Raw genomic sequence first — 6,745 nt, 5'->3', positions numbered from 1 at the left:
GGCGGGGGGAACGCTCCCTCGCCGCCGCCGCCAGCCGCGGCCGGCCCCCCTGCCTGCGGCGTGTTCCACGGGGTGCCCCACCAGACCCGGCCGGACGGCTGGCCTGGCCCGCCGGCATAGGGGCGGGGCTCGCCACCGGACGACGAGGCCGCCGACGGTGGGGCTGGCGTGCCGACCGGCCGTTGCCACGGTGAGTTTTCGGGGCTGGCGGGAGCCTGCTGCCCGCCAGCGGACGCGTAGGGCGTCGCCGGGCTCGGTCCGCCCTGTCCCGGGCCGCCTGGCGGTGGGTCACCGCCGACGGCCGGCTGGGCCGGCCGCGTGTCGACGACGGGATAGGGGGCGGCATCCGGCGCCGCCCAGTTCGGGCTGTCCGAGCCGGTCGCGACGCCGTCGATGCCGTCGTCGGATACGTGCGCGTTCAAAGGTGATCCGTCCACGAAGGTGACGAAGGGGGGCCGCGTGCTCATGGTACGAACCTTCCCCTCGCAAGCTGAGTGAATACTGAAGTACAGACAACAGTCGGCTGAGACGTGGCACCGGACGGTGTCCACCGCCCGACACGGCCCACCGGCCGACACCCCCACCGGGGGATCACACGCCGACGGGGGCGACGACGGCAGAGTACGCAGCGTACGGCCGTGGGAGGCAGCGCGGTAACACGGCGCCGGGAGGAACCGGCTGCGGGGAACATCGGCCGCGGGGAACACCCGTAGCGGGGAACACAGTGGGAAACAGCGAACCACGGTGGGAAAGCAGGGAGCCCGGCACGGAACGAGGTGTGCTGTCAGGATGCCGGCGCAGGTGGCATCCTGTGCCGACGATCTTGGCCGCCACGTTCCGGGCATCCATCCGTGTCCTTCTGTGTCCTTCCGCTGTTGCGTGTCCGGCCCGCTGTTCCGCCCGCCCGAAGTCCCCCTTCCGGGACTCGCCTCCGTAGCGGGGTTTTCACCATGACGGATGCTTTCACTGCGGCAGGAAGCGCGACGGGACGGGTATTGCGACAGGACGGGTATTGCGGCCGAACCCGCGCACCGCCTTCCGCCCCGGGCCCGTTCTCCGGTTTCCCGCTTCGCGTCCGCGCTCCGCGGCCGCGTCCGTTCTCGCGTGGTGGGGCCAGGGATTCGCCGTGACAGCCACTCAGTAGCTTCTCAGGCACGGTTCAGCCCGTTCTCACCGCGGTCGCCGACGCTGGGAGGTGTGAACCTGCCGAAACCTTTTCGGGACGACCGCCCCGCCGGTCCGGCCGTGCCCGGATCGCCCTGTGCGCTACCCATGCGCGGCGACGGCCTCGAGGTCCCTGCCACGGGCGCGCCGTCCGCCGGCCCGGAGCCCACCGGCTCCGCGTGCGCCAGAGTCACGCCCCCTGTGCCCGCCGGTGGTGTGCCCGCCGGCGCCGCGCCTACCGGCGTCCACCTGGAATCGGGGCCCGACGCCCCCGGGAGCACCGGCGTCCTGGCGGAAGCCCGGCCTGACGGCTCGCGGACGATCCCGTCGCAGGCCTCGTCCGGAGCCGACGGTTGGGGTCCGGCCGCGGCCCGGGGCACGGTGGCGCCACAGCCGTGCGGGACGCCACCGACGCGGTGGCGCCAGCAGCCGTATGGGACGCCACCGGCGCGGTGGCGTCAACAGCCGCTTGTCGAGGTGGTGGTCCCCGTCTACAACGAGCAGGAGGCCCTCGACGGCAGCATCCGCCGGCTGCACGACTACCTGACCCGTCGCTTCCCCTTCGGCTGGCGTATCACGATCGCCGACAACGCCAGCACCGACGCCACTCCGGTCGTCGCCCGGCGGCTGGCCGGCGAACTCGACCGGGTCCGGGTGGCCCGGCTGGAGGCCAAGGGCCGCGGTCGGGCCCTGCGGGCGGCCTGGTCGTCCTCGGACGCCGACGTCGTGGCCTACATGGACGTCGATCTCTCCAGCGGACTGGAGGCGTTCCTGCCCCTGGTCGCGCCCCTGCTGTCGGGTCATTCGGACGTCGCGATCGGCTCCCGGCTCGTCCGCGGGTCCCGGGTCGTCCGGGGGTCGAAGCGGGAGATCATCTCGCGTTGCTACAACTCGATGCTGCGGGTGGCCTTCCACACCTCCTTCCGGGACGCCCAGTGCGGGTTCAAGGCCGTGCGGGCGGACGTGGCCCGCGCGCTGCTGCCCGCCGTCGAGAACGACCACTGGTTCTTCGACACCGAACTGCTGCTGCTGGCCGAACGCAACGGCCTGCGCATCCACGAGGTGCCGGTGGACTGGACCGACGACCCGGACTCGCGGGTCGACGTCGTGGCGACCGCGATGGAGGACATCCGCGGAATGATCCGGGTCGCGCGCCGCATCATCGCCGGCCGGGCCGGGGTGGACCTGCCACCGCAGGTCCGGGCCGCGCGGCTGCCTCGTGACATGGGCCGCCAGCTCGGGACGTTCGCGGCGATCGGGGTGTGTTCGACCCTCGCCTACGTCGTCGCCTATGCGCTGCTGCGCGAGGGCGGGGCGTCGTCCTTCGCGGCCAACTTCATCGCGCTGCTCGGCACGGCGGTGGGCAACACCTGGGCCAACCGGCGCCTGACGTTCGGGCAGGTGGGCAGCGAGGAGGCGCTGCGCCAGTTCGCCGAGTCCGGGGTGGTGTTCGTGCTGGGGCTCGCGGTGTCCTCCGCCGGGCTCGGGCTGCTGCACGCCCTCTGGTCGTCGTCCGGGGTTCTCGTCGAGATCGTCACCGTGCTGCTCAGCGGCGTGCTGGCCACGGTGGTGCGGTTCGTGCTGATGCGGGCCTGGGTCTTTCACCCCGCCCGCTCCCCTCGTCCCCGCGACACCTCCACCGGGCGTCACCTCCACCGGGGGTGACCCGTCCACCGAGGTGGCGCTCTGACCGGATGCCGGTGGGAGGAGCCACGCGGTGGGAGAAACCGCGGCCGTGACCGTGGTCAGGGGAGTCGCGGAGCAGGTTCGTTGAGTGTCGGGATTCGGACATAAGTCGGTTACGAAGCGTTAGTGTATAACCGTGAGGATCCGGGCGAGTTGCGTCGCGGAAACCTGTGGCGGATACGCTTAATATCGCTGTTCCGACGACATCGGCACAACCGCCGCCGTGCGAACCTGACCGGAGGATACTCGCGTGGTCCGAGGAGACCCCGACTCCCGGGGCGGCCGACGAGGTGATCCTCGAGCGGACTCGCGGGGTGAGCTGCGTGAGATCGCGGATAGTAACGACGAGGAGACGTGGCCGCCGAACGAGCCGGCGGGCCCGTCCCGGCCCGGGCCGGGTGGGTCGCGGCGCCCAGTGGCTGAGCCGCCGCCGTCCCGGTCCGTAGTGGCGGGAGCGGCGCAGGTGGATCACGGGCATGAGCGGCCCGCCCTCGGCCAGATACGGGCGCTTTCCGCGAGCAGGGGCCTGGTTGCCTTCGCCACCCTGTCGGACCGGGCCGCCAGAAGCGCCCAACCCGTCGGCGGCAACCGGTCCGCGACGCCCGTGGTCGGTAACCACAGACCCGGCGGCCCTGGACCCAGCAGCTCTGGACCCAGCGGCCGTGGGCCGGGCAGCTACAGGTCCACGGCGTCCCCCGTGGGCCGGGCCGGTCCGGGCCGGCAGGGCGGGCAGGGCGGCAATGGACCAGGTGTGGACGCCGGCGCTGCTCCCACACCGGTTGCCAACGGACGTCCGAGAGGGCACGCTCCGTCTCCGTCTCCGTCTCCGTCTCCGTCTCCGTCTCCGTCTCCGTCTCCGTCTCCGTCTCCGCCCGTGCCCGCACGGCACGGGCCTGGGCCGGCCGCCGGCGACGCCCGTCGAGCCGAGGGCTATCCCGACCAGCGGGGAGCCCGCGGGCCCGATGGCCCTGATCCGCTTGACATGACCACCGTCGTGCAGCGACCCGCCGAGCGGGGGCTTCCCGACCAGGGAGCGCACCCGGCCATCCGGAAGCGGGTGTCGGGCGCCGGCCCCGGTGCGGACCAGGGAAGGCCGCCTTACACCGGAGAGCCCACACAGGGATACAACCCGTTTCCGGAACGTGGTCGAGACGGCGCCCGGTCCGCGTCCGCCGCTGCCGCACTCCGTCAGCCAGGGGCGGTGCGCCCTGGTCATGGCGGTGCGGAACCGGTCGGTTCATCCGGACCGCCCTCGCCCCGATCGTCCGCAGTCGCCGGCATGCCGCCGGCCGCGACGCCGCGTCCGCCGGTGCTCCCGCCCGGCTCCGGGCCCGCGGGGTCCCGCCCCGCCCCGCATGGCCGGTCCGATGCCCGGGCGCGACCGGCTTCCGGTCCGGCGGGCGCGGCAGGTGCGGCAGGTGCGCGCGGGCCGGTTGCCGGTGACCGAGCCCGTCCGGAGAGCCAGCGGCAGAATGATCATATTGCTCGCCCGCCCGGGGCCCGGGTACCGGCCGGGGCGGGTCGGGAGACAGCGGGGCGCGGACCATCGACTGGGTGGGGCGGCTCCGCCAAGCCCGTCTCCAGTGCGAACGACATCGAGGCCACCGATCGATTCACCACGCTTCCCGGCGAGGACGGCCGTTCCGCTACCGCCGGTCGTCCCGCTCAGGCGCGCACCGAGCGCGTCCGGGCGGACGTTGCATCCGCCGGTGGGGCCCGTGCCGCTGCCGCTGATGGCGCCGCCGCTCCCGACGATTCCGACGCTGATACCGATTCCGGCTTTGACGCGGCCGCTGACGCCCGGGCCCGGGCGGGTGCCGCGTCCGCCCGGCACCGTCCCCCCCGCGCGCGGGGGATGGTGAGCCTGCTGGGTCTGCTGCTGATGATCGTTGTCATGGTCGTCGGGTTTTCCATCGGGCGAGCCGTCGCGCTGCCGGGCTCGGCGAGCATGCAGTCGCGGGTCAGCGACTGGGCTCGTGATCATAATCTGACGTTCCTTGTCGAGAGCGTCGACAAGGAACGTTGATCGTCGATGTTCTCGGTGCCGCTGGCCGGGGTTCTGATGATCGAAGGTTTTGGCGATCGCCGTTCTCGGTCGGCGACTTGTCCATATATTGATAAATATGTCGGATGGTAGTGTTTTATTGTGTCTCGATTTTCCGTTACCAGGAGAGATATTGGCAAATCGGTGAACAGCTCCCAAATAGCCCGTACACGCTAGTCGCTGTTTCGCGGCTGGTCATTGTGATGGTCGCCGTGCGAGGAATTCGGTTCCCGGCCCTTGCGCTCGGGGCTCCTGCATGTGAATCTGCATAGACGGGTCTGTCGCGCTCTGTCACAGCATGTGCGACTTGGCGTGATGTTGGCCGGGTAACGTCCCGACCTGTCATCCGCGGCAGGAGGCTTCGCGTGCGTCCACATTCCACGCGTCCACACGGCAACGGCCCACGTGTCATCCGCCCGGCGGCCGGTCGTGACGCGGACGCTCCCGCAGCCGAGGATCCCCATGCCAGGGCGTTAGCCCCGGCCGCCATCCGGGCCGGCCGGGATGCCGGCGCCGCTCCTGCCCCGCCCGGTCGGGAGCCGACCGCGGAGGAGGTCGACGCGATCGCCCGGGCGGTCTTCGCCAGCCCGCTGGTCGCAGCCGTCCCCCACGGCCGCCTCCAGGTGGACTCCATCAGGATTTCCACCGGCTCGCCCGACTGGGCGTTCGTCGCGCTTCGACCACATGAATATGATCTTGATCCGGCCGTTGCCGTGCTGCGCTGGAACGTCAGCGGCGGCTGGGTGCTCGACCAGGTCGGTACGGCCCAGGTCGGCGTGGGTCGGGTCCCGGTGTCCGTGAGCGACGAATTCGATCTTGATGATGGACGATAGGGCGTGTCAAGCCTTCCACGCAGCCGGATACCGTTGTGAGGGTGTCCATACCGGCGGACGGCTCCGACGTGCCCACCACCCTGGCCGGGTGGCTGCGCGGCCTGCCGGATGACGCGCTGAACCGGCTGCTCACCCTGCGGCCGGACCTGGCCACCCCGCCCCCGCCCGACTTCGACGTCCTCGCTGCCCGGCTGGAGATCCGAGTGAGCGTTACCCGCGCGCTCGAGCGGCTCGACGTCTTCACCCTCGAGGTCTGCGAGGCGTTGACGCTGCTCCCGCCGACGGTGAGCGCGGCGGAGCTGTCGACCTTCTGCGGGGGCGCGGACGTGACGGCGGCCCTGACGGCGCTGCGCGAACGCGGGCTGGTGTGGGGGGACGACTCGGCCATCGTGCTTGTCGGCATGGTCCGTGACCTGCTGGGTGAGCGGCCGCTCGGGCTCGGCCGGCCGTTGCGCGCGTGCCTGGGCAGCCATCGGCACACCCAGCTGGCCCGGCTTGCCACCGCGGTCGGCGTCGACCCGCGCCGGAACCGGGGCGCCGCCACCCGCTCGGCCCTGCTCGACGAGCTGACCACCGTGCTGGCCGGGCGGGAGCGGGTGGCCCGGCTGGTCGAGGAGTGCGGCCCGCGGGCCCGCCAGATCCTCGACCGGCTCGCCACCGGGCCGGCGCTGGGGCACACCGGCGACGCCGGGCGCCTGCTCGCGGCCTCCGACGCCCGCACCCCGGTGGAGGAACTGCTCGCCCGGGGCCTGCTCGTCGGCGTCGACGAGGAGACGGTCGAACTCCCCCGGGAGGTGGGCCTGGCCCTGCGCGGCGACCGGCCGGCGGGACAGCTGCACGTCGACCCGCCCGCGCTCGCCGGCCGGCAGATCGATCTCGGCCAGGTCGACGGCGCCGCCGCTCTTGCCGCCGGCGCGCTGGTCCGCCTGGTGACGGTCCTGCTCGAGGCGTGGGGGACGGCCCCGCCCACCCCGCTGCGCACCGGCGGTCTCAGCGTCCGGGACTTCCGCGCCACCGC

The 6,745-nt window shown here is 72.6% G+C and carries 3 protein-coding genes and 2 pseudogenes; 4 read left to right on the top strand and 1 reads right to left on the bottom strand.

Translation table 11 applies throughout. The features are described 5' to 3' along the window. Window positions 1–467, bottom strand: a pseudogene (locus CM1CMNOD_RS20720) (peptidase S1); the annotation flags it as partial. Window positions 468–1,272: 805 nt separating this feature from the next. On the opposite strand from CM1CMNOD_RS20720, the gene CM1CMNOD_RS20715 reads away from it, so the two are divergent. The 4 genes and pseudogenes from CM1CMNOD_RS20715 to CM1CMNOD_RS20705 form a co-directional block, all read left to right on the top strand. Continuing rightward, complete coding sequence (locus CM1CMNOD_RS20715; RefSeq protein WP_013875545.1) at window positions 1,273–2,829, top strand: glycosyltransferase; 1,557 nt, start codon at window positions 1,273–1,275, stop codon at window positions 2,827–2,829. A gap of 1,879 nt (window positions 2,830–4,708) precedes the next feature. Next, window positions 4,709–4,876, top strand: a complete 168-nt coding sequence (locus CM1CMNOD_RS22040; protein ID WP_157491056.1) for a hypothetical protein — start codon at window positions 4,709–4,711, stop codon at window positions 4,874–4,876. A gap of 383 nt (window positions 4,877–5,259) precedes the next feature. Beyond that, the gene (locus CM1CMNOD_RS20710; RefSeq protein WP_013875543.1) at window positions 5,260–5,727 is read left to right on the top strand and encodes a hypothetical protein; all 468 of its coding nucleotides are present in this window, start codon (window positions 5,260–5,262) and stop codon (window positions 5,725–5,727) included. A gap of 35 nt (window positions 5,728–5,762) precedes the next feature. Further along, window positions 5,763–6,745, top strand: a pseudogene (locus CM1CMNOD_RS20705) (hypothetical protein); the annotation flags it as partial.

Source organism: Protofrankia symbiont of Coriaria myrtifolia, from assembly GCF_900634755.1.
Lineage (GTDB): Bacteria > Actinomycetota > Actinomycetes > Frankiales > Frankiaceae > Protofrankia > Protofrankia coriariae.
Note: the sequence above shows the minus strand (reverse complement) of the source record. Positions and strands in the feature narration are given on the sequence as shown.